The organism is Herbaspirillum sp. WTB6, from assembly GCF_057457785.1.
The window spans coordinates 1,858,494-1,880,508 of the sequence record NZ_CP176522.1 but is presented as its reverse complement, the minus strand read 5'-3'; the positions used below and the strand labels follow the sequence as shown (position 1 = coordinate 1,880,508).

Below are 22,015 nucleotides of genomic sequence, written 5' to 3'. Positions count from 1 at the left end.
AACAAATGACTGAGCGCAAACTTGACAACACACTGTATGTACATCTCAAGAGTGTCATCAATCAGGCCCTCCCCTTGGAATATGCGATCCGCGCGGCAAGGGGCGCGAATCCACATGAGCTCGAGAAGCTTTCAAAAATAGACCAGAAAATCAGACAGGACTGGATCGCCCTGGGAGCGAGCGATGCCGAAATCGACTCAGAATTCCTGATGGATTTCGCATGGGATACGATTCAGGTTGGTTTTCCCCTGACGCGCAGACACGGCTGGGTCTACCCCAGCCGCGAGTTTCTTGACATGATTCATCGCGGCCTGGCCCATGCTAAGGAGACGTTCAAAACAGAAGTCGACCAATTGAATGTTCCCGCCACCCGATATTTTCGAATCTGCGATCTTCTAAACGGAAACGACGTGTTGCGCCTGCTGGATGCCGTCGCGTGGTGTCTGCAGGATTCTAGGGACTATAAATCCTCGGAAGACATCGAATTGAGCATGTTCGTTCGAGGAGTTCGACAGCCGATTCATCTCCATCCGGGACTGCAGTACGTCGCAGGCGAGTATCGAAAGGGGGAAAGGTTCGTTGAAAGCTTCGGTCTTCTGCTGGACACGGAAATGGAATTTTCCTTGCCCGATTTGAAGCGGCAGATCCGGGAGTTCCTTTATCAGTTCGCCGTTCGGAGGCAGTCCTTACGTCCTACCTATCCTGTCGATCACATCTCGGACGCATTGATCCAGGATTTTCTGGAAGATGAGATGTACGGGCGTGTCGACGAACACAAAGTTAACCGGCTTGACGGGTTCATCAGTGTCTTGACGGGGCTGCATTGCTGGGACATCGCGCAGAAGTATCGGCAGGAGAAAAGGAAATCCGCGATGAGCGAAGCCTTTGTCGATACGCTTGCGATCTACCCGAAAAACATTCGAGCGGTTGGAATTGATACCATCAGGAAGAACTACTACACAGCAAGAGCCATGATCAGAAAGTTAACATTTAATTCATAGCTAGAAGGAAGTTGCCCTAGTCAGCAAATTGCAGCGCCCGATGTAGCATTTCTTACCCTATTGCTTAGTGGACGATGAGTCATAGGCGAGACCACCCACCGTCCGAATGCAGATCTATAGGTTGGCAACGCGGTCAACCTGAAATTCAATGCCCCCCTGCTGAAGCATCCAGACCTCTATTTTGTCGTGCCACATTCGCAGCAGATCAAGCGGCCGGCGACGGTAATGCTTTTCGGCCAAAGCGCTCGGTTTGTGTCCCATGATTTGGGCAGAGACGCCACTTGGGACCTCGATCCATTCGCACAACGTACCGAATGAGCGGCGCAAGCCATGCAACGACACATGCGGTAGTCCCGCCTCGGCCAGCGCTTTCGTATGCGCGATCCGTGGCTCCGTCAGTCGCCCGTTGGCGGCAGATGGACTGCTGAATACCCATTCATTTCGGTGGGGGAGCGCTTTTAGCAGCGTTGAAAGATAGGGGGAAAGCGGAATCGTACGCACCCCTTCTACCTTGTCGCGAATAGTCAGGCTGCGCCACTGGAAATCCACATCAGTCCATCGCAGCTGCGCTAATTCTTCCCGTCGTGCGCCGGTAATGAGCAATCCCTGCAGATAGGCGCTGATCACAGGGTTGGACAAATTCCGTACGGCACTACACCATGCTGGCAGCTGTTCACGTTGCAGGCAGTCGCCTTCCTTCGTTCTGTTGGCGGGCACAATGTCCCTTACTTCCTCAGTTACGCAGCAATCTGCATGGACAGCATCCTGATATTGCTGTTGCCGGGTGCACCATTGGATGAATGTCCTGAATTTTCGGTATGCGTTATGCGCGGATGTGGGCCGCACCTCGCATTCCGCAGCAAGCCATTCACATACTACCGGAGCTGTAACTGTATGCAGCGGCCGGTCAAGTAAAACGGCAAGCGGCCCTGCCTTGGTCTTCCGGTCGCCGATCTTTGCCGGGGTGCCCCCTTCATTTGCGGCGATAACATGGTCAGTGTAGTGTTGCTTGCCCCATTTGCCGCGTCGAGCGGTCAAATAATCATTCCAGGCACTGCGTCCGAGAAGAGCGTGCTTTCTATTCTCGATTATTTCCTGCTGCACCTTAAGTGCTTGCTCGGCTTCCGTGGCGGCTTGAGCGGCCTGTCGTGCCTCGCGCGCCGCCTGCTCGGCAGCTAGGCCGTCTGCCTTAATCTGGCGGGGATCCTGCCCGTTGTCAATAATCATGCGAAGGCGCGTAGCTTCTGTCTGAGCCGCTGAAATATCCCAGACGGCAGGATCACCGATCGTGAGGCGAATGACATTGCCGCGCAGCTTGGCCTGAAAGATATAGGACTTGCTGCCCTTCGGGGTGACGCGTAATCCGAGTCCGGGTACAGTTGCATCCCACAAGAAGGAAGGGCGTTGGTCAGAATCACACCGAAAATCCCGCACGCGTCCCACTGTAAACCTGACCTTCGCCATATGAGCCTATCCCGTAAAATCCGTGTACCCGTTATGTACTCCTTTTTGGAGAGTATCAGTCCACTGCGATCAACACAAGAAAATCTTAGATATGGATTAAGTAATTGATTTATAAAGAATGTGCCAACTTTTACGAAGTGGATCAACGCCAATAAACGTTGTTTTTTTAGGCCTCCGAAGCCAAGGGTCGCTGGTTCGATCCCAGCCAGCCGCGCCACTTTCCGGTATCTTGATCGAATGCGCCTGCAAGCCGAGCATGCGCCGGCAGGAGGCTCATCAAGAACGACAATCCTCCCCTCTCTTCAGGATTCCGCGGCGATTTCGCCCATTCTCTCCAGCAAGCCCGAATGCCGTTTGGTCGGCGTGCGGATCGCATGTTCGATCACCTTGCCCGGCCCGACCAGGTGCGCCTGATGCCGGGCGCGGGTGACGCCGGTGTACAGCAGTTCGCGGGTGATGACGCGGTTCGGCTGTTCGGGCAACAGCAGCAGCACGCGTTCGAATTCCGAACCTTGCGATTTGTGGATCGTCATCGCGAATGCGGTTTCGTGCAGCGGCAGGCGGCCCGGGGCGATGCTGCGAATGCCGCCTTCGGCATCCGGAAAATACACCAGCAATTCGCCGCTGGCGTCGCGCAAGGCGATGCCGATGTCGCCGTTGAACAGGCGCACTGAATAGTCGTTGCGCAGGATGATCACCGGCCGGCCGGCGTACCAGGTGGCGCCGGCGGCGGCGCCGAGCAGCGGGCGCAGGCGGGCCGACAGTAGCGCATTCACCTGTTCGACGCCGCGCGCGCCGTTGCGCAGCGCGCACAGCACCCGGAAGCGGCCGAAGGCATCGAAGATCGCGCCGATGTCCGCACCGGCACTGGCAGTGGTTGCGCCGTGCACCGCCGCGACATAGCCGGCGTAGCCGGCCAGCATGGCGTCGATTGCTTCCGGCGCCGGTTCGGCGCCGCCATCGTCGCTCCAGCGCACTTCGCTGCCATCCTCCGCCCGCAGCCAGTCGATGGTGCCGGCCGGATCGCCGGCGCCGATACCGGCCGCCAGCCGGCCGATGCCGGAATCGCGGCGAAAGCGGAAATTCTCCGTAAACCAGATCACGCTGTCGTGCAGGCGGGTGTGCTTGACCGGCGCCGGCGGCTGGATGCGTTCGGCCGGGGTGTCGCTCAGCGCCGCCAGTTCGACGATGCAGCCGCCGGACAGCGTCGGGTCGGCGCACAGCTCGGCAAACACCGCGCCCGATTCAACCGCCGCCAACTGGTCCTTGTCGCCCAGCAGCACGATGCGCGCCGTGGGCGGCGCCGCCTCGAACAGCTTGACCGCCAGCGCCAGATCCAGCATCGAGGCTTCGTCCACGATCAGTGCATCGACCGCCAGCGGGTTGCCGGCATGGTGGCGGAACACCCCCGGCGTCGGTGTCGCACTCAGCAGGCGATGCACGGTGTACGACTCGGGCGGCAGCAGCGCGCTTATCGCCGGCGGCAGATGCGCGGCGCGGGCGCGGATCGCCTCCAGCATGCGCGCCGCCGCCTTGCCGGTCGGCGCCGCCAGCGCGATGCGGCAGCCCGGGTCTTGCGCCAGCAGGCAGGCCAGCAGGTTGACCACGGTGGTGGTCTTGCCGGTGCCGGGGCCGCCGCTGATGACCGTGAACGGCTGGCGCAGCGCCAGCGCCGCCGCGATCTGCTGCCAGTCGGGGCGGCCGCCGAGCTGGGCCCGGTTGGCGGCGAACAGCTCGCGCAGCAGCCGGCGCGCGGCCTCGCTCACCGGCGGCAGCGACGGCCGCTGGCCGAGCAGGCGCCGCGCCAGCCGGTTTTCATAGTCGAAATAGCGGTGCAGGTACAGGCGCCCGGCCTGGTCCAGGATCAGCGGCAAGGCGTCGGGCGCATCGGGCGTGCCGACCACGCCCGAAGCCAGCAGCAGTTGCCGCAGTTCGGCCGGCGGCGGATCGCCGGCTTCGCTGAAAGCTTCGTCGAGCAGCGCGCAGACGTGGCCGTCGCTGGTGGCGGCGCTGGCCAGCGCGGCGGCGCGCCGCACCAGTTGCAACGTGCGCGGATCGGCCGCGGTGCCGGCCTGCTGCGCGCGTTCGCCGGCCCAGGCCAGCACGTGTTCGGCAAAACCGGTCGCCAGCAGCGCGGCGCCATCGGGCAATTGGGACGGATTCATGCGGCCTCCGGGCGCGTATGCGGTGCGACTACCTGCTCGATCGCGGCCAGCTGCTGCGCGTTCGGGCAGTGAAAGAACACCCCGGCCGGCGTGCCATCGGCCAGCGTCCAGGCCGGCCGCACGCCGCGCACGAACAGGTACAGCACGCCGCCGAAATGGCGCGCGTGCTCGTAGTCGGGCAGGCGCTGCCGCAGGTAGCGCTGCAGCGCCACCGCGTACAGCAGGTATTGCAGGTGGTAGCCGTGTTGCGCCATCGCCGCCGCCAGCGCGGCCGGGCCGTAGTCGTCCGGCGCGTGGCCGAGGTGGTTGGATTTCCAGTCGAGGAGGTAATAGCGGCCCTGGTGCTCGAACACCAGGTCGATGAAGCCGTTCAGGTAGCCGGCCAGGTCGCGGAAGGCCAGTTCCGGCACCTCGTAGCCGGCCTCGCGCAGCGCGCGGTTGAGCGCGCCGGCGGAAATGTGCGGCGCCGGCAGCCGGAATTCGAGTTCGGTCAGGCGCCGGGTCAGGGGAATCGCCTGCAGCCGGATGCCGTCGGCCAGCGGCGTCGCCAGCACATCGTCCAGCATGTGCCGGATCATCGCCGCCTGCGCCGCTTGCCAGCGCGCGCGGTCGGGCTCGCCCTTGCTGCCGCCATCCGGCGCCGGCTGCGGATGCGCCGCCAGGGCCTGGGCGATCGCCGCCTCCCAGCCCTCCGGCCGGCTGAAGTCAATCGCTTCGAACACCGCGTGCAGGCAGTCGCCGGCGGCCGGGCCGCGCGGGAACTGCAGGATGTCGTCGCCGCCGATCGGCAGCGGCGCGGCGCGGGCGACGGGTGCCGCCGTGGCAATCCGCGCATCGTGGTCGCTGGCGGCGCGCTCGCTGGCGGCGCCGTGGCTCAGCAGGCTGAAGCTGCCGCTGCGCCAGCCGGCGTGGATCGGCGCTGGCGGCGGCAATGCGGCCAGCGCGTCGGCCGCCGGTCGCTCGAAGCGGACCGGGATCCCGGCCGCGCTCGGCAGCGGCGCCAGCCCGATGTGCGGCGCGTTGCCGGCGGCCAGCGCCTGCCATTGGTGGTTGATGTCGCCCGGCGCCAGCTCGTCGGCGAACCACTGCTCCGGCGTGCGGCCGGCGCCGGCCACCAGCCAGTTCAGCAGGTTGTGGGTGCCTTCCTTGAGCGACAGGCTCTTGCCGGTGCGCCGTGCATAATTGCCGGCCACCAGGTAGCAGCGCTGCGCGGCGCGGGTCAGCGCGACGTAGATCAGGCGCAGGGTTTCGGCCGACTGCTCGAGCTTGATCGCGCGCCTGGCGGCATCGATCGCGGCGTCGTCGGTGCGAAAGTCGATCACGCTGCGGCCGTCGGCGGCGTGATATTCGAGCCCCTCGAGGCCGCCGCTGTTGGCCGCCGCGCTCCATAGCAGCGGGCAGAACACGACCGGGTATTCCAGCCCCTTCGACTTGTGGATGGTCACGATCTGCACCAGGTTCTGGTCCGATTCGAGCCGCAGCTGGCTCGCTTCGTCGCCGCCCTCGGCGCGCCGCTGCGCCTGCAGCCAGCGCAGCAGCGCGTCCGGCGACGGCTGCTGCTGCGCGGCCCGGTGCAGCAGCTCAAGCAGATGCAGCAGGTTGGTCAGGCGCCGCTCGCCGTCCGGCCGGCACAGCATGCGGGCGCTGACCTGGTCGTCGGCCAAGAGCTGGCGCAGCATGAAGCCGACGCCGCGCCCCAGCCACAGTTCACGGTAACTGTTGAAACGGTCGAGCTGCGCCATCAGTTGCCGTTCGTCGGCGCTGATGGCGGCGATCGCGGCGGCGTCGCGTCCCAGCAGCGGCGTCGCCAGCGCCGCCAGCAGCAGGCCGCTGCGGGTCGGCTCCAGCACCGCGCACAGCACCGCTTCGAGGTCGGCGGCGTCGCTGCTTTCAAACACGCTGGCCTGCGACAGTTCGACGCTGCCGATATCGAGCGCCGCCAGCGCCGCGCGCACCTCGCTGCCCTGGCCGTGGCTGCGCACCAGCACCGCGATGTCGCCCGGGCGCAGCGGCCGGCCGTCGAGCGTGATCTGGCCCCGGTTGGCGGCGCCGATCAGGCGCGCGATTTCCGCCGCGGTGGCGGCGATCGCGGCGCGCCGGGCGGCACCGCGCTCGATCGCCGCGCCGTCGTCGGCCGGCAGCAGCCACAGCTGCAGGTCGGCGCGCGGCTCGGAGTGGTCGATGAAAGCCTTGCGCGGCTTGTGGCCGAACTGCACGCGCTGGTAATCGAGTCCGGGCAGCATGAAGGCCGCCGGGTTGGCGCCGAACAGCGCGTTCAGGCCCTCGATCAGCCCGTGCGACGAGCGCTGGTTGCCGGACAGGGTGTGGGCGGCGCTGGTTTTATCCTTGGCCTGCAGATAGGTGTGCAGATCGGCATTGCGGAAGCTGTAGATCGCCTGTTTCGGATCGCCCACCAGGAACAGCGGCGCGTCGCTGCCGCCATAGACGGCGTCGAAGATCGCGAACTGCAGCGGGTCGGTATCCTGGAACTCGTCGATCAGCGCCGCCGGGTAGCGCGCGCGCAGCGTCTGCGCCAGCCAGGGCGTGTGGCCGCCGGTCAGTGCGTCGTAGACGTTGAACAGCATGTCGTCGTAGCCGGTGATGCGCTGCTCGCGCTTCTTGCGGCGCAGCTCCGGCCCTGCTTCTTCCAGCAGGCGCCGCAGCAGTTGCAGGCGGGCGCCGTCCCGCGCCGCCGCCAGGCGCTGTTGCAGCGCCGGCAGTTCGTCCAAAAGTGAGTCGAGCTGGGTGAAAAACGCATGGCTCGGCGCGCTTTTGCCTTGCTTGACCGCCGCCGCCAGCGCGCCCTGGCGCAGCAGCTTCATCTGCACGCCGCGCAGGCTGGGCGCCAGCGGCGGCGCTTGCTCGTTGCGGAAAAACGCCTCGCACTCGGCCAGCGCGGCGCCGATTTTTTCGGCGCCGTGGCTGGTTTTCAGGTCGGGCTGGGCGGCGGCCAGCAGGGCGCGGATGGCGGCCGATTCGGCGCTCCAGACCTGCCTGGCGTCGGCAAACAGTTGCCGCATGCTGTCGATCATCTGCTCAACCGCGCCGTCGGCCGCCGGCGCCGGCCACAGCGTTTGCGCCTTCGGCTTGGCCAGATGGCGTTTCAGCAGGCGCGCGAAACCCTGCGGCGTGTCCTTGTATTGCAGCAGGGTAGCCGCCAGATCAGTCGGTAGTTCGGCGCTGCCGATGTGGCGCCGCCAAAAGTCGTACACCGCTTCCAGCAGCTGCGCGCTGTCATCTGGCACCAGCTCGTTGGCGAACGGCATGCCGGCGGCGAACGGCGTATCGGCCAGCGCGCGCTGGCAAAAGCCGTGGATCGTGAAAATCGCCGCCTCGTCGAACGCCTGCAGCGCCAGATCAAGCAGCTGCGCCATGCGTTCGCGCGCCTGGCCGTGGCGCTCGGCCACGCTCGCCACCAGCGCCGGCACGAACGGGTCGCCGGCCGGCGCGCCGCTGCCGTGCAAAAAGGCCAGGGTTTCGGCGATGCGCGCGCGGATGCGCTCGCGCAGCTCGGCGGTGGCGGCGTTGGTAAACGTCACCACCAGGATCTGCTGCACGCCCAGTTCGCGCTCCAGCAGCAGGCGCAGATACAGGCCGCAGATGTTCCAGGTCTTGCCGGTGCCGGCCGAGGCTTCGATCAGCGTCGCGCCGTCCAGCGCGCAGGAAAAGACGTCGAGTTCGGTCGGGGTGGTCATGGCTGTCCTCGATCGGTCAGGGAATGCAGCAGCGGTGCATACACCTGCTGCGCGATCTGCTCGAACTCGGACCCGAGCGGATCGGCCTCGCCGCGCAACGCCAATTGATACGCCTGGTGCCGGTCTTCGCCGTATGGCCGATGCATACTGCTGTGCCATGCGGCCCCTGCCGCCCGTATGTTCATGTCTTTATCTACATACTCCCAGGATGACTTGGGAAAGAACGGCAGCGGCCGCGACAGGCCCTGGCGGTACAGCGCCAGCAGCTGGCGCAGGCAGTCGCGCGCGGCCGGATATGGCGCGAAGCAAAACGGGCCGTCGCGCGCGATCCAGTGCGTCGCCAGCGTGGCGCCGTCGCCGCCGGCGGCGTTCAGGAACAGGTGGTCGAGCCAGCCGCTCAGGTAGTCGGCGGCGCGGGCGTCGTCGTAGCGGTAGCGCACCAGGCCGCCGGCACGGACGTCGCCCAGCGCGCCCTGCAGCCGCCAGCGCTCGCCGTCGAGCTCGAATTCGAAGGTGGCGCTAAGTGGCGGCAGGCAGGGTGCCGCGATCTGTTCCCGCACCTGGGCGGCGAACTGCGTCAGCGTCCGCAATTCCGCCTCCAGCGCCAATTCGCCCAACGGCCCTGGCGGATATTCGAGCCCGGCCGCCGCCAGCGCGCGGATCTCGGCCTCTGGCACATCGTTCAGCAGATGCGGCAGCAGCCGCGCGGCCAGCGCGCCGCGGGCGGCGAACTCCGGCAGCAGCGGCTCGTCGTCGTCCAGCTCCAGCACCGTGTCGGCCATCGCGATGCCGAGCCGCTGGCGCAGCAGGTAGCGGCTCGGGTTGCGGAAAAACTGCAGCAATTGTTCGAGCGACACCGTGCGCCATTCCGGCCCCGGCGTCGGCAGCGGGGCGGCGAAGAAGCGCGGCAGCGGCTCGCGCGGCGTCTCCTCGTCGCCCTCGTCGGCTTCCTCGGCCAGCTGATCCGTGCCGGCCGCCGCCGGCGCTTCGGCGTCGGCCGCCAGCCGCCGCTGCAGCGCGCGGCAGTATTCGTCGTTGAAGCTGGCCAGGCGCGCATCGGCGCCGCTGAAGTAGCTCGCGGCAAACGGCTGCAGCGGGTGTTCCAGCACCAGCCGCGCGCGCGCCGCGCGCAGGCTGGCGCTGTCGTGCGGATCGGCGGCGATCGCCGGCACCAGCACATCGAGCAAATCGGACACCAGCACCGAGGGCGGCAGGCTGGCGTTGTCGCGCACGCTGTTGCCGGTATAGCTCAGGTAAAAGCGCTCGCGCGCCGCCAGCAGCAGGTCGAGAAACAGGTTGCGCTCCTCGCTGCGGCGCTGGCGGTCGCCGCGCCGCGCCGCCAGCGGCATCAAGTCGAATTCGAGCGGCCGATTCGGCAGCGGGAAGGCGCCGTCGTCCATGCCGACCAGGCAGATCACGCGGTACGGCAGGTTGCGCAGGCTGGCGATGGCGGCGAAGGTCACGCTGCCGCTCGGCGTGCCGCCCAGGGTCGGCTGGTCCAGCAGCGCCTGCAGCGCCCCGCGCACCACGCTGGCCGGCACCGCTTCGCTGACGCCGCCGCCGTCCATCTCGGCCGCCAGCCGTGCGATGCCACGCTCGACCTCGCGCCGCTCGTCGACCTGCTCGGCGCCGGCGTCGACGAAGGTGTCCAGCATGGCCAGCAGCGCATCGCGCCAGGCATCCGGCGTCAGCGGCTGCGCCAGTTGCCGCTGCACGCGCTCGAGCTGGGCGAAGAACTGGGCGAAGCTGCCGAGCGCGGCGGCGGCGCTGCCTTCCGGCTGGCCGGCGGCGATCCGGTCATTGAACGGCAGCGCGATCGCCGCCGGCAGCGCGTAGCCCAGAAACAGCCGGTGCAGGCCGTCGCGGAAGCTGTGGCGCGCGCTCGGCGGCAGGCCGAACTGGGCGCGATGCTCGGCGTCGATGCCCCAGCGGATGCCGGCTTCGACCAGCCAGTCGCGGATGGTGTCGAGCTGGTCGGCGCCGATGCCGAAGCGCTGCCCGACCAGCGGCTGCTGCAGCAGGGCGAACACGGCGCCGGCCGGGTAGCGCGAGGCCGCCAGCGCCAGCAGGTCGAGCAGCGCTTGCGCCACCGGATTGACGCTGCTGCCGGGGCGGCCGGTGATAGTGTAGGGAATGCGGCGCGCTGCCGGCACGCTGCCGAACACCGCATCGATCAGCGGCGCCGCCTGTTCCAGGTCCGGCGTCACCACCAGGATTTCGGAGGCGCGCGGCGGATTGGGGCCGGCGAACAGCGCCAGCAACTGGTCGTGCAGCACCTCGAGCTCGCGCGTCAGCGTGTGGCAGACGTGGACTTCGATGCTGCGGTCGTGCGGCGCCAGCGCGACGCTGCCCGGCTCCAGCTCGCGCAGGTCGAGCACCGCCGCCTGCAACTGGCCCAGCAGCGTGCTTGCGGCCGGCGCCTCGAAGCGGCTGTGCTCGACGGCGGCCTGGCCGGCGTCGTCCAGCAGCAGCTCGAGGAAGGCCTGGCTCTGCTTGCCCCAGGCCGCCAGCAGGCGGTTGCCGACCTCGTGATACAGGTCTTGCTGGCGGCTGGCGAGGTAGGACAGGCGGCGCTGGTCGACGATCTCGAACCAGTATTCGCGGCACGGGTTGAGCACGTACAGTTCGACCTCGATCTTCTGCCCGAGCCGGCGCAGCATGTCGAGGTACAGCGGCGGGATCGCCGGCGGGCAGAACACGTGCAGGCGCGGCGGCAGGCCGGCGGCCTGCAGCGCGGCCGCGTCCAGCGCCGCCAGCCGCTCGAAAAACGCCAGCGCCGGATGCTGCCGGCGGATGCCGAGGCCGTCCGCGATGCGGCGCCACAGGTCCATCTGCCAGCGCTGATCCTGTTGCTGGGCAGCGCTGGCGCCGGCCAGCTCGACCGCCTCGCCGCGCAGCCAGTGCTCCAGCCAGTCCGGCCGGTAGGTCAGGTATTGCTCGAACAGTGCCGCCGTGCGCTGCGCCAGTTCCAGCCGCATCACCGGGTCGGCCTGGGCCAGGTAGCCGGCCAGTCGCGGATGCGCGGCCGCCAGCGCCGGCTGCCCCAGCAGTTCGTAGATGCGCCAGGCCAGCGGTTGCGGATCGAACGGCGACTGCGCGCCGACCTCGACCAGCCGGCCGATCTGCGTCCACAGCCACTGCGCCAGGAACGCAAAGCGCACGTTGGCGCAAATCCCGAAGCGGTCTGCCATCGCCAGCTCGATTTGGCGCCGCAGCGCCGCCCCCGGCACCAGGATCTCGACTGCGGCGAACGGCCCCGGCGCATCGGCCAGCGAGCGCACGAGCAGCGCTTCCAGCAAGATCTCGAAGCGGTTGGAAAAGCGGATGTGGAGCATGTGCCGTTGCAGGAAGGTGGCCGGTGGCGAATGCGGGGATGATGACACCGATCCGCCGGCACGTGCCAGTCCGATTCAAGTACAGTATCAGGCAGAGTATACGGATCGCCGCGGCAAATTGCGTCGCCTATCGACCGTTTGATTCATTTTCAACAGCGGGAGCAAAGCATGGGCATGATCGGACCGGAAGTGGTGTTGCGCGATGTCGCCTACGTGCACGACAGCGCCAACCTGTATGGAAAAATCTCGGTGGCCGAAGGCGCCTCGATCTGGATCAACGTGGTGGCGCGCGCCGAGCTGGCCGAAATCACCATCGGTCCCTACAGCAACATCCAGGATTTCGTCATGCTGCACATCGGCAGCGCCAGCCCGACCCATATCGGTAGCCACTGCTCGATCACCCACCACTGCACGATCCACGGCGCCACCATCGGCGACAACTGCCTGATCGGCATCAACTCGACTATCATGGACGGCTGCGTGATCGGCGCCAACAGCATTGTCGCTGGCCACACTTTCCTGAAGGAAGGCACGATCATCCCGCCGAACTCGATCGTGATGGGCGCACCCGGTAAGGTCACGCGGATCAAGAATAATTACGTCGCCAACCGGCTGAACGCGTATCTGTACCACCGCAACGCGCTGGCCTACGCGCAAGGCCACTACCGGGTCTGGAGCGATGCCGACCTGCCGGCGCAGATCGGGGCGGAAATTGCGCGGTTGACCGCGGAACTGGAGCGGATCGAGCACCAGCCGTGAGCGGGGACGAGCCGGCGACCAGCGGGCCGCCATCCAATTGGAGCCGGAAACGGCGCCCGGCCGCTTCAAAAAACTCCGGATTTCAGCGCTGTACCACGCGCCGGTAGAAGAAAGCGCACAGGCCCGCGAAATACAGCAGGCCCAGCCACACGGCCGGCGCAAAATCCGGGCCGACGATGGCCAGCGGGGCGTCCTTGCCGCTGAAGCCGATCAGCGCCGCGATCACCAGTCCCATCAGGCTCTCGCCGACGATCAGGCCGGACGCAAGCAGCAAGCCGCGCTCTTCGGCGGCCGCCACCCATGCCTTGCCGGCGCGCTCGCCGTAAGCCTTGATGGCGCGCTGGATAAAGTAACCCAGCACGGCGCCGATGGTCAGCGTCATGCCGATCGTGGGCGGCAGATAGATGCCCAGGCCCACCGCCAGCGGCGGCAGCGCGCCCTTGCCGCCTTTGCGCAGCAGCAGGTCGGCGACGATGACCGCCACGCCCACCAGCACGCCCAGCCCCAGCATGCTCCAGTCCAGCGAACCGCTGAAGATGCCGCTGGCGATCTGCTGCATCAGCGTGGCCTGCGGGGCGGCCAGCGCCTGGTTGGGGTCCATGCCGGCGCGCGGCAGGGAGCCGGCGAAACCATAGGCGTTGTAGAGCAGATCCAGCACCGGCGGAATCACGAGCGCGCCCGCCAGGCAGCCGATAATCAGCACCACCTGCTGGCGCCAGGGCGTGGCGCCGATCAGGTAACCGGTCTTCAGGTCTTGCAGGTTGTCGTTGGAGATCGACGCCATGGCCAGAATCACCGAGACCATGAACAGCACCAGCGCCACGCCGAGCTGGCCCGACATGCCGTCGGCAAACGCCGGCACCATCGAGTGCAGCGCCAATAGCGAGATCGCCATGAGGATGGTGGCGATGATGCCGATGCCCGAAATCGGGCTGGCGGACGAGCCCACCAGGCCGGCCATGTAGCCGCAGGCCGCCGCGACCAGAAAACCGAACACCGCGGCGAACAGCACGCACAAGGCCGTCAGGCCGTAGCGGGCGCCGCTCGTGAGAGTTGGCACGTGCTGCTGCACGAAATAATTGACGACCAGGAACAGCACGGCCAGCGCCGCGAAGCCGATCAGCAGCATCCAGCTGCGCGGCATGTCGCGGTCGGTTTCGTCCAGCGCCACGCCCGCATTTGCCGCCGGACGCGCCGGTTGCTTACGAATGGCCTGGAGGATGGGGCCGGCCAGCGTCAGCACGGTCCAGAGCGCCGAAATGCCGATCACGCCGGCGCCCAGGAAGCGCGCCTTGCTGCCCCACAACTGGGTCGCCAGCTCGCTCATGGCCTGCCCGGCTGCCGGCGTCGCAGCGGCCGTCAGCCAGGGCACGACCACGCCCCAGCACAGCACCAGGCCCAGCAGCACGGCCATGCCGGCGGCAGCCCCCATCAGGTAGCCGGCGGCCAGCAGCGCGGGCGAAAAGCCGGCCGCAATCCGAAACACCATATTGCCCGCCGGCACCCAGAGGTTGACCGCATCGCCCAGCAAACGCAGGCTGCCGCTCAGAAAGGCGAACAGGGCGGCTAGGCCCGTGCCCCAGCCGAGGTCGCGCAGACCCGAATGCCCGGCTTGCCCATCTTGCGCGCGCTCATCCCGATGGCGCTGCTCCTCGCCCACGCGCAGCACTTCGGCGGCAGCCACGCCCTCGGGGTAGGGCAGATTGGACTGCACCACCATCACGCGGCGCAGAGGCACGGTGTAGAGCACGCCCAGGGTGCCGCCGGCGGCGCAGATCAGCGCCGTCTGCCAGAACGGAAAGCCCGTCCACAAGCCCACCATCAGCAGCGCGGGCAGCACAAAAATCACCGACGACAGCGTGCCCGCCGCCGAGGCCTGGGTCTGCACCAGGTTGTTTTCCAGAATATTGGAGTCCTTGAAGCGGTACAGCAGCGCCATCGAAATCACGGCCGCCGGAATGGCGGAGGCAAACGTCAGGCCGACCTTGAGGCCGAGATACACGTTGGCCGCCGTGAAAACCAGGGTAATGAGCGCGCCCAAAATGACGCCACGCAAAGTGAATTCACGCACAGGAATATTTGTTTTCATAGTTGTTAAGACCGTGAGGCCGGTGGTAGCCGTTTTTCCGGACCAATGCGCCCGTTGGCGAATTGTCAAAAAATTTCTGCGGGTACGGATTCTATCCGACCTGGCCGGCCGGTAGTCCTTCAGGACTTGCTCAGGCGCGCGCCGAGCTGGCCGAAATCAGGATCGGCGCCTATACCAACATCCAGGATTTCAGCATGCTGCACATCGGCGGCGCCAGCCTGACCCATATCGGCAGCCACTGCTCGATCACCCACCACTGCACGATTCACGGCACCACCATCGGCGACGACTGCCTGATCGGCATCAACTCGACCATCATGGACGGCTGCGTGATCGGCGCCAACAGCATCGTCGCCGGCCACACCTTCCTGAAGGAAGGCACCGTCATCCCGCCGAATTCGATCGTGATGGGCGTGCCTGGCAAGGTCATGCGGATCAAGACGTTACCAATCGGCTGAACGCGTACCTGTACCACCGCAACGCGCTGGCCTATGCGCGCGACCACTACCGCGCCTGGAGCGATGCCGAGCTGCCGGCGCAGATTGCGGCCGAAATCGCGCGGCTGACGGGGGAGTTGGAGCGGATCGAATCCCGGGGATGAGGAACGCGACCTTGCGGTTGGCAGCTACTTGTTTTTCGGATGGCTGAAAACCGTTGTCTGCTTCCCGTCATTGCTATTTTTGTTCGATTGGCGGCTGCTCGTTTTTTGGGATAACGGCCGTGGTCCGTCCTTGGTTATCGAAGAATTCAAATGGTGAGAGAATTCACTAAGTAACAAAAATAATTAGCGGGGGCCGACATGTTGTTGAAATCAGCGGACGACAAATCCAAGCGGCTGGCTTTGCTGGAAGATTTGCAACGGTCGCACTTGCTGGACCAGGATCAAAAAAAATGGCTGCGCGATGAGTTGATGCGCCTGAAGAAAGGCATTCAAGGCGAGAAGCAATCCGCCCACTATCTCGACGGTTATTTCCAGGATGGAGAAAACCACGTCGTATTACATGATCTCCGGTTTGTCGTGGACGGTGAAATAGCCCAGATTGATCATCTGGTTATGAACCGCATGCTCGGTATCTACCTGCTTGAAACCAAGAATTATGCTGGCAACCTGATAATCAATGAGCAGGGTGAGTTCACTGTCGAGTATGGGGACATGCGCTTTGGCATCCCCTCGCCAATCGAGCAAAGTCTGCGTCATGAGCGGGTGCTGTGCAAGCTGCTTGAAACGCTGGGGATCGTGGGACGTACCCAGAAGCAACCCCATTTTTATCATGTGGTGATGCTGCATCCTAAGGCGATCATTGCGCGCCCACCCGCGAAAGCTTTCGATACTGGCAATATCATCAAGTCAGACCAGTTTCCAACCTGGCACCAACGTTTTGTGGACCGGCTCGGGGCCGGTACGGTTTTAAAAAGCATGCTTAACATGCGTAGCCTCGACACGATCAAGGAATGGGGGGAGAAGCTGATCCGCCAGCACCGGCCTGCGGATTTGTTGGCACTGCCAGATTTCATCCAGCCTAGGGAACGCAGTCAGGCAGCGGCGTCGGTTGCCACCGCTCCTTCACCGGTTTCCAGCGCCGGCGTATCGCCTCTCAAATCCGTTCGCCCCAGCGAGCGACCAGCCAATGCCACTTCCCCCGTCTCGGAAAATCCCGCGAAGCGCCTGATTTGCGCCCACTGTGGAACCAAAATTACGTATCCCGAAGGTAAATTTTGCTGGAACAATTCAAAGAGATTTGGCGGCTTGGCGTATTGTCGGGAGCATCAGGCGCTTTTTTAGACGGCGCAGAACAATTGGGGATTGACGACGGTTTTCGTTAGCGGCAACTAGACAATGGAATCGCCGGTTGGCGTAACGGGTTGAGTGCCTTGCCATCCGCCTCGTGCCATATTCGCCGGAATTGCTGGCAATGGCGCCCGATCCGTCATCTGCGGCGTCGGATAAAAAAACCGGTAATTCAGATAATCCATTCTGAATCAAAAGCGTGTGCAGACGGCCACTAGCCCCGCATGTGCGATGGCATCGCTGGTAGAGCGTTTTGGATAAACTGGCGACCGCGCCGAAATCCCGGCCCGCCATACAGGAACAGTCATCACATGAAGATCATCGAAATCCGCGAAAAGACCATCCCGATCAGCTCCCCGATCCGCAACGCCTACATCGATTTTTCCAAGATGACGCTGAGCCTGGTGGCGGTGATCACCGACGTCGTGCGCGACGGCAAGCCGGTGGTCGGCTACGGCTTCAATTCCAACGGCCGCTACGGCCAGGGCGCGCTGATGCGTGAGCGCTTCATCCCGCGCATCCTGGCCGCCGATCCGGGTTCGCTGGTGAACGATGCCGGCGACAACCTCGACCCGCACAAGGTCTGGCGCTGCATGTTCACCAACGAAAAGCCGGGCGGCCACGGCGAGCGCGCGGTCGCCATCGGCACCATCGACATGGCGCTGTGGGACACGGTGGCCAAGATCGAAGGCAAGCCGCTGTATCAGCTGCTGGCCGAGCGCTACGGCGACGGCAAGCCGAACCGCAAGGTGTTCGTGTACGCGGCCGGCGGCTACTACTATCCGGGCCAGAACCTGGACATGCTGAAGGACGAGATGCGCGGCTACATCGACCGCGGCTACACCGTGGTCAAGAAAAAGATCGGCGGCGCCTCGCTCGACGAAGACCTGCGGCGCATCGACGCCATCATGAGCGTGCTGCAGGATGGGCAGAAGCTGGCGGTCGACGCCAACGGCCGCTTCGACCTCGACACCGCGATCTCCTACGCCAAGGCGCTGTCGCAGTACGACCTGTTCTGGTACGAGGAAATCGGCGACCCGCACGACTTCGAGCTGCAGGCGGTGATGGGCCGCTATTACGACAAGCCGATGGCGACCGGCGAAAACCTGTTCTCGATGGAAGAGGCGCGCAACCTGATCCGCTATGGCGGCATGCGCGCCGACCGCGACTGGCTGCAGTTCGACTGCGCGCTGTCCTACGGTCTGGTGGAATACCTGCGCACGCTGGAGATGCTGCGCCAGCATGGCTGGTCGGCCAGCCGCTGCATCCCACACGGCGGGCACCAGATGTCCCTGAACATCGCCGCCGGTCTCGGGCTGGGTGGTAACGAGTCGTATCCGGACCTGTTCCAGCCGTTCGGTGGATTTCCGGATGGCGTGGCGGTCGAGGATGGCTACATCACGATGCCGGAACTGGTTGGCATCGGCTTCGAGGGTAAGTCCAACCTGTATGCGGAGATGCGCGCGCTGGCCGCATGAGTCGCGTAGGCCGCTGCATTTGTTGCAATTGGCCTATCGAGGTGCCAAAGTTTGCGCAACCAGTCCAGCGTTGACTTGAGCCTCTCGCCCCTCTTTGGCCCTCCTAGTGGAGGGGCGTTCTACGTCTGGGAGGGCTCGTATACGGTCGCTTGAAGAGAAAGGAAAAGATGCCGTAGACGACCAGTAGCCGCTGGTCAACTCCCCGAAAATCGGATGTTCTACACTGGAATTAAGCCGAGTCGCGAAGGGACTTCGGTTTGAATGAATTGTTAGCCAGTTCCCAAAGGTGCCTGGCACACGGAACACAACCGAAATTTTGTGTTTATCCGCGTAGTTGAGGATTTCTTTCGCTTTGAATCCCAGCAAGCTGGACAGTAAAGGCCGTCGTCCCCGCGAAACTGATAGCAGCCATACCTTCTGCCAATAGGCCCTTCATCAGCTGGAGGAGTGGTCTTCTTGAGCAAGGCGTTCTCCTCCTGCAGCAACGCGATGCGTTCTTTGAGCGCCGCAGCCTCAAGCTTGAGATCTGCAAGTTCACTCGACAAGTCCGCCAGTAGATTTTTGAACTCGGCGTCTGCGATGTTCTTCGAGATCTCGCGCAGCCGCTGAGCCAACGCAATAGACGTGCTTATGGTCGAGATAATATCCATTGATGTCCCTGAGGGCTAACGATTGAGTTCACCAGCGCCATGCGTTTGGGTGCAACGACGAGTTAGGCTAATGGAATGCACAGAATTCACTGAACCCTCCGTAGATGGCGTTGTAAGCATTCAGATCGCCACTCCCAGTAGTCAGAAAGTCGATGGTTGGAGGCTATTAGCCGATCAACTAGTTTCTCTAGCGATTCAACTGAGAACTGCACGTACTCTTGCAGCATACCTTTGGGAGACATTTTAAGTCTCACGTACGTATAACCCTCGTCATCAGTGCTACTCCAATCTGCGTGAACGGCCAAATTACGAAGCTTGCTGACTTCGTTTAGTTCACTGATTAGCTCATTGAACGCTGCGGGCGCTGAGTCGAAATCAGTATGAAAGTCGTCGCAGAAACGTTTGAAGAGATCGACCTTTGCTGCATACATCAGCTTCTGAATAACAATCAAGCCGGGAGCGTCTGTCCTGTCCGATATGATCTCGCAAAGGAAAGAATCAAGCGATTTCTCCAGGGAGTTGAAATACATGACGACGAGCCCAATGAGCGGTAGAGAATCATCGAGATACGCCTCCGCTTTGCCTTCATCTTCAATGTCATGAGACAAGTGCTGGATAAATTGCTTGGTTTTACTTTTCATGTGCGAATGGAAAGTCTGACGAAAAGTTTGAACGCCGACGTAAAGAGTCCGTCTCGAAGCGCATAGTAGGGTTATTCGACCTGAGCATCATGAACACCAGTGTCGTAATTGAATCGGAAGAACATCGAAGCAGGATAATCTCGCCCGACAAGGCGGAACAAAGTAGTAACCTGTTCCAAGCGCACTCGATATAACTTCTTGTTCCTATCCCGATCAGAAGACACGAAAAATCCACCTATCTTGGCGTTTTCCTCATAAGGCACAAATACGAAACTATGCACAAACTGATTGCATAGAAACACAATGTCTCGCACTTCTTTTTTTGAAGTATTAAAATCATAAAGCAAATCAAGATGCTCACAATTCATGTGATGCACCGCCCTCCGATTTGGGTGCCATTCCAACTCCGTAGTGGCTTTCTTGACTTGGTCGGAAACCTTCAGAGTGTCGAAAAGCTTCCGGATGGCATAGAACGAAACGAAAATCTCACGTTCGATGCGGACGTAAGTACGCTCGCGAGTCCTCTCACTCAGCCGAACGTCGACAAGCCATCGAGCAGTCTTAAGTAGTGGTTCCTTCCAGTAAGAAGACTCGTAAATCATCTGCCATAGCCCTAACTACAAATAGGTGAAAAAATTTCTGCCTAACCTAACGAGCTGTTCGCCTATCCTAGCGTGCTCATTCGCCGGCAGTCGTTGCTGTGCCAAGCTTTGCTTCATATACCGTATATTTTTACGGTGTTAAATAGCTCGAAAGGACAGGCAGCCTCCATGGTCGCCGGAAATCTCGCTGCTCAATCTGGCTCCAATTCACCGAAATTGCTCGACCAATTCAAACGTTGCATTCGTGACAAGCGCCATAGCTTACGGACGGAAGAAGCCTGCGTCTACTGGAGTCGATGGCATATCCGCTTTCATGACCTTCGCCATCCGATGGAAATTGGGGCGGTCGAGGTCAAGGCGTTCCTGTCGTATCTGACCAATGAACGCCACGTCAGCGTTTCAACCCACAAGCAGGCGTTGAGCACCAATAAGCGGACATCGCTCCATCAACACGGCCCACGGACTAAAAAAGAGACGGGTCGACCAAGTGGTCAGCCCTCCATTTCCGAAACTCCTCGAACTCCCTTGTAAGCCAGTTGCCCCCACCAGCGCCCGCCAGTTGCAAATTAGTTGCGCGAATTGCACACATTTTGGCGCCCTACGAGTCGCGCTCCGCTCTACCCCGGGCACCTGGCGCAGTCGCAGCTACCGGTTCGCGCCGACCTGCCGACGGCGCCGCAACAGCGCCCATTCGACCAGCTCGAACAACCCTTGCGTCGCCAGCGCGAACAGCGCCGCCGGAATCGCGCCCGCCAGCAGCATGTCGTTGGAATTCAGCGCCAGCCCGACCGCGATCCGCTCGCCATAGCCGCCGGCGCCGATGAAGGCGGCAATCGTCGCGGTGCCGACGCTCATCACCGCCGCGGTCTGGATGCCGGCCAGGATCACCGGCAGCGCCAGCGGCAGCTCGACCAGCCACAGGCGCTGGCGCGGCGCCAGGCCGAGCGCGGCCGCCGCCAGCCGCAGGCCGGCCGGCACTTCGAGCAGGCCGGTGCAGGTGTTGCGCACGATCGGCAAGAGCGCGTACAGGAACAAGGCGATCAGCGCCGGCAGCGTGCCGATCGTGCCCAGCAGCGGGATCAAGAGCGCCAGCAGCGCCAGCGAGGGTACCGTTTGCAGCCCGCCGGCCGCCGCCAGCACCGCCTGCCGCAGGCGCGGTGCGAACGCGGCCAGGATGCCGAGCGGAATCCCGAGCAGGCAGGCGGCGGCCACCGAGATCAGCACCAAGAGCGCGTGCTGGCGCGTCAGGCGGCCGAGGTCGGCGGCGAACAGCTTGGGCCAGAAGCCGGCGCGCGCGGCAGGTGCCGTCGCCGCCGGCGTCGTTGACTCCGGCGCCGCGCCCTGGCGCGCGAGAAAGGCGGCGGCGATCGCGGCAAAGCTCTGGCCGTCGAGTTCGGCGGCGGCGTTCATCGCGATCATGTCGGCCGCCGAAATCCGCCCTTGCAGCCGCTGCAGCGCTTGCCACGCCTGCGGAAAGCGCGTCGCGACGTCGAGCCGGTACAGCAGCAGCGCGTCGTAGCGCGGGAAATAGCCGAGGTCGTCGTCCAGCAGGCGCAGGTGGTAGCGGCCGATCTTGGCGTCGGTCGAATAGATGTCGATCGCGTCGACCTGGCCGGCCGCCAGCGCTTCGTAGGCAAGGCCGTGATCGAGGCCCACCGGCCGCTGCGGCAGCCGGTAGCGCCGCGCCAGGCCGGGCCAGCCGTCGGCGCGGCCGAGGAATTCGTGCGACAGCCCGAGCCGGATTTGCGGCTGCTGCGCCAGTTGCGAGAGGCTGCGGATGGCGGCGGTTTGCGCTTCGTCGCGCAGCGCCAGCGCGTAGCCATTGTTGAAACCGAGCGGAACCGCGGCGCCCAGGCCCAGCGGCGCCAGTGCGCGGTTGATCGCCGCCAGCGAGGCCGGCGCAGACGGCTGATCGGGCGCCGCCGGCGCCGGGCGCTTCAGGATTTCGCGCTCGATGGTGCCGAGGTATTCCGGATACAGGTCGATGGCGCCGGCTTTCAGCGCCTCGAACACCACCGCGGTGTTGCCGAGGCCGGGCCGGTATTCGACGCGCGCGAACGGCGCCGCGCTCTGGGTCAGGATCGCGCCCAGGATGTAGGACTCGGTGAAGCGCTTGGAGCCGATGCGCAGCACAGCGTCGGCGCCGAGCGCTTGCGCGCCGCCGCAGATCAGCAGCAGCGCGGCGACCGCCAGGCGCCAGCGCGGGCGGCGGCGGAGTGCGGCGAGGAACACGCGGGCAGTCATCGGCTGGTTGGCGTTGACACGATATTGGTCCCAGTTAACAGGGAGTATGCCGTATATTGCGCCGATTCCGCCGGTATTGCTTGCGGTATTGAAAATACAATAG

At 64.1% G+C, this 22,015-nt stretch carries 14 protein-coding genes; 6 read left to right on the top strand and 8 right to left on the bottom strand.

What is annotated here, in order from left to right; genetic code table 11:
* Window positions 1-5: 5 nt before the first annotated feature.
* On the top strand, window positions 6-1,001 hold the full coding sequence (locus ACK2VC_RS08750; protein WP_486729954.1) for a hypothetical protein: 996 nt from the start codon (window positions 6-8) through the stop codon (window positions 999-1,001).
* A gap of 114 nt (window positions 1,002-1,115) precedes the next feature.
* Here the strand turns inward: ACK2VC_RS08750 and ACK2VC_RS08745 are convergent, their stop codons facing one another.
* The 4 genes from ACK2VC_RS08745 to recC all read right to left on the bottom strand — a co-directional run bounded on the left by ACK2VC_RS08745 (window position 1,116) and on the right by recC (window position 11,660).
* Window positions 1,116-2,465 carry a tyrosine-type recombinase/integrase gene (locus ACK2VC_RS08745; protein WP_486729953.1) on the bottom strand — a complete coding sequence of 450 codons (1,350 nt, stop codon included), beginning with the start codon at window positions 2,463-2,465 and terminating at the stop codon, window positions 1,116-1,118.
* A gap of 302 nt (window positions 2,466-2,767) precedes the next feature.
* The gene (gene recD, locus ACK2VC_RS08740) at window positions 2,768-4,630 is read right to left on the bottom strand and encodes an exodeoxyribonuclease V subunit alpha (protein ID WP_486729952.1); all 1,863 of its coding nucleotides are present in this window, start codon (window positions 4,628-4,630) and stop codon (window positions 2,768-2,770) included.
* Window positions 4,627-8,325: an exodeoxyribonuclease V subunit beta gene (recB, locus tag ACK2VC_RS08735; RefSeq protein WP_486729951.1), complete on the bottom strand. Its 3,699-nt coding sequence runs from the start codon at window positions 8,323-8,325 to the stop codon at window positions 4,627-4,629. The genes recD and recB overlap by 4 nt, the downstream gene beginning before the upstream one ends.
* Window positions 8,322-11,660: an exodeoxyribonuclease V subunit gamma gene (gene recC, locus ACK2VC_RS08730; protein WP_486729950.1), complete on the bottom strand. Its 3,339-nt coding sequence runs from the start codon at window positions 11,658-11,660 to the stop codon at window positions 8,322-8,324. Before recC ends, recB begins: the two co-directional genes overlap by 4 nt.
* Before the next feature lie 168 nt (window positions 11,661-11,828).
* On the opposite strand from recC, the gene ACK2VC_RS08725 reads away from it, so the two are divergent.
* Window positions 11,829-12,419, top strand: coding sequence for a gamma carbonic anhydrase family protein (locus ACK2VC_RS08725; RefSeq protein WP_486729949.1), 591 nt, complete (start codon window positions 11,829-11,831; stop codon window positions 12,417-12,419).
* Window positions 12,420-12,501: 82 nt separating this feature from the next.
* On the opposite strand, the gene ACK2VC_RS08720 is transcribed toward ACK2VC_RS08725, so the two are convergent.
* Window positions 12,502-14,508: an OPT family oligopeptide transporter gene (locus tag ACK2VC_RS08720; protein ID WP_486729948.1), complete on the bottom strand. Its 2,007-nt coding sequence runs from the start codon at window positions 14,506-14,508 to the stop codon at window positions 12,502-12,504.
* Window positions 14,509-14,570: 62 nt separating this feature from the next.
* Here ACK2VC_RS08720 and ACK2VC_RS08715 point away from each other — a divergent pair, with 62 nt between their 5' ends.
* The 3 genes from ACK2VC_RS08715 (at window position 14,571) to ACK2VC_RS08705 (ending at window position 17,775) form a co-directional block, all read left to right on the top strand.
* Window positions 14,571-14,966, top strand: coding sequence for a gamma carbonic anhydrase family protein (locus ACK2VC_RS08715; protein WP_486729947.1), 396 nt, complete (start codon window positions 14,571-14,573; stop codon window positions 14,964-14,966).
* 341 nt (window positions 14,967-15,307) lie between these two features.
* Window positions 15,308-16,291 carry a nuclease-related domain-containing protein gene (locus tag ACK2VC_RS08710; protein WP_486729946.1) on the top strand — a complete coding sequence of 328 codons (984 nt, stop codon included), beginning with the start codon at window positions 15,308-15,310 and terminating at the stop codon, window positions 16,289-16,291.
* Window positions 16,292-16,608: 317 nt separating this feature from the next.
* Complete coding sequence (locus ACK2VC_RS08705) at window positions 16,609-17,775, top strand: mandelate racemase/muconate lactonizing enzyme family protein (RefSeq protein ID WP_486729945.1); 1,167 nt, start codon at window positions 16,609-16,611, stop codon at window positions 17,773-17,775.
* Between the two features lie 269 nt (window positions 17,776-18,044).
* Here the strand turns inward: ACK2VC_RS08705 and ACK2VC_RS08700 are convergent, their stop codons facing one another.
* Both ACK2VC_RS08700 and ACK2VC_RS08695 read right to left on the bottom strand, forming a co-directional pair.
* Window positions 18,045-18,425, bottom strand: a complete 381-nt coding sequence (locus ACK2VC_RS08700; RefSeq protein ID WP_486729944.1) for a hypothetical protein — start codon at window positions 18,423-18,425, stop codon at window positions 18,045-18,047.
* An 86-nt stretch (window positions 18,426-18,511) separates the two neighbouring features.
* Entirely contained in the window at window positions 18,512-19,066 is a 555-nt protein-coding gene (locus ACK2VC_RS08695) for a hypothetical protein (protein ID WP_486729943.1), read from the bottom strand.
* 770 nt (window positions 19,067-19,836) lie between these two features.
* Here ACK2VC_RS08695 and ACK2VC_RS08690 point away from each other — a divergent pair.
* Window positions 19,837-20,199 carry a phage integrase N-terminal SAM-like domain-containing protein gene (locus ACK2VC_RS08690; protein ID WP_486729942.1) on the top strand — a complete coding sequence of 121 codons (363 nt, stop codon included), beginning with the start codon at window positions 19,837-19,839 and terminating at the stop codon, window positions 20,197-20,199.
* A gap of 114 nt (window positions 20,200-20,313) precedes the next feature.
* On the opposite strand, the gene ACK2VC_RS08685 is transcribed toward ACK2VC_RS08690, so the two are convergent.
* Entirely contained in the window at window positions 20,314-21,912 is a 1,599-nt protein-coding gene (locus ACK2VC_RS08685) for a glycine betaine ABC transporter substrate-binding protein (RefSeq protein WP_486729941.1), read from the bottom strand.
* Between the last annotated feature and the right edge of the window lie 103 nt (window positions 21,913-22,015).

Coding starts and splice junctions, on each gene's coding strand:
- recC (WP_486729950.1), bottom strand. CDS start 11,660: ATGCTCCACATCCGCTTTTCCAACCGCTTCGAGATCTTGCTGGAAGCG.
- ACK2VC_RS08720 (WP_486729948.1), bottom strand. CDS start 14,508: ATGAAAACAAATATTCCTGTGCGTGAATTCACTTTGCGTGGCGTCATT.
- ACK2VC_RS08725 (WP_486729949.1), top strand. CDS start 11,829: ATGGGCATGATCGGACCGGAAGTGGTGTTGCGCGATGTCGCCTACGTG.
- ACK2VC_RS08685 (WP_486729941.1), bottom strand. CDS start 21,912: ATGACTGCCCGCGTGTTCCTCGCCGCACTCCGCCGCCGCCCGCGCTGG.
- ACK2VC_RS08750 (WP_486729954.1), top strand. CDS start 6: ATGACTGAGCGCAAACTTGACAACACACTGTATGTACATCTCAAGAGT.
- ACK2VC_RS08745 (WP_486729953.1), bottom strand. CDS start 2,465: ATGGCGAAGGTCAGGTTTACAGTGGGACGCGTGCGGGATTTTCGGTGT.
- ACK2VC_RS08705 (WP_486729945.1), top strand. CDS start 16,609: ATGAAGATCATCGAAATCCGCGAAAAGACCATCCCGATCAGCTCCCCG.
- ACK2VC_RS08700 (WP_486729944.1), bottom strand. CDS start 18,425: ATGGATATTATCTCGACCATAAGCACGTCTATTGCGTTGGCTCAGCGG.
- ACK2VC_RS08710 (WP_486729946.1), top strand. CDS start 15,308: ATGTTGTTGAAATCAGCGGACGACAAATCCAAGCGGCTGGCTTTGCTG.
- recD (WP_486729952.1), bottom strand. CDS start 4,630: ATGAATCCGTCCCAATTGCCCGATGGCGCCGCGCTGCTGGCGACCGGT.
- ACK2VC_RS08690 (WP_486729942.1), top strand. CDS start 19,837: ATGGTCGCCGGAAATCTCGCTGCTCAATCTGGCTCCAATTCACCGAAA.
- recB (WP_486729951.1), bottom strand. CDS start 8,325: ATGACCACCCCGACCGAACTCGACGTCTTTTCCTGCGCGCTGGACGGC.
- ACK2VC_RS08695 (WP_486729943.1), bottom strand. CDS start 19,066: ATGAAAAGTAAAACCAAGCAATTTATCCAGCACTTGTCTCATGACATT.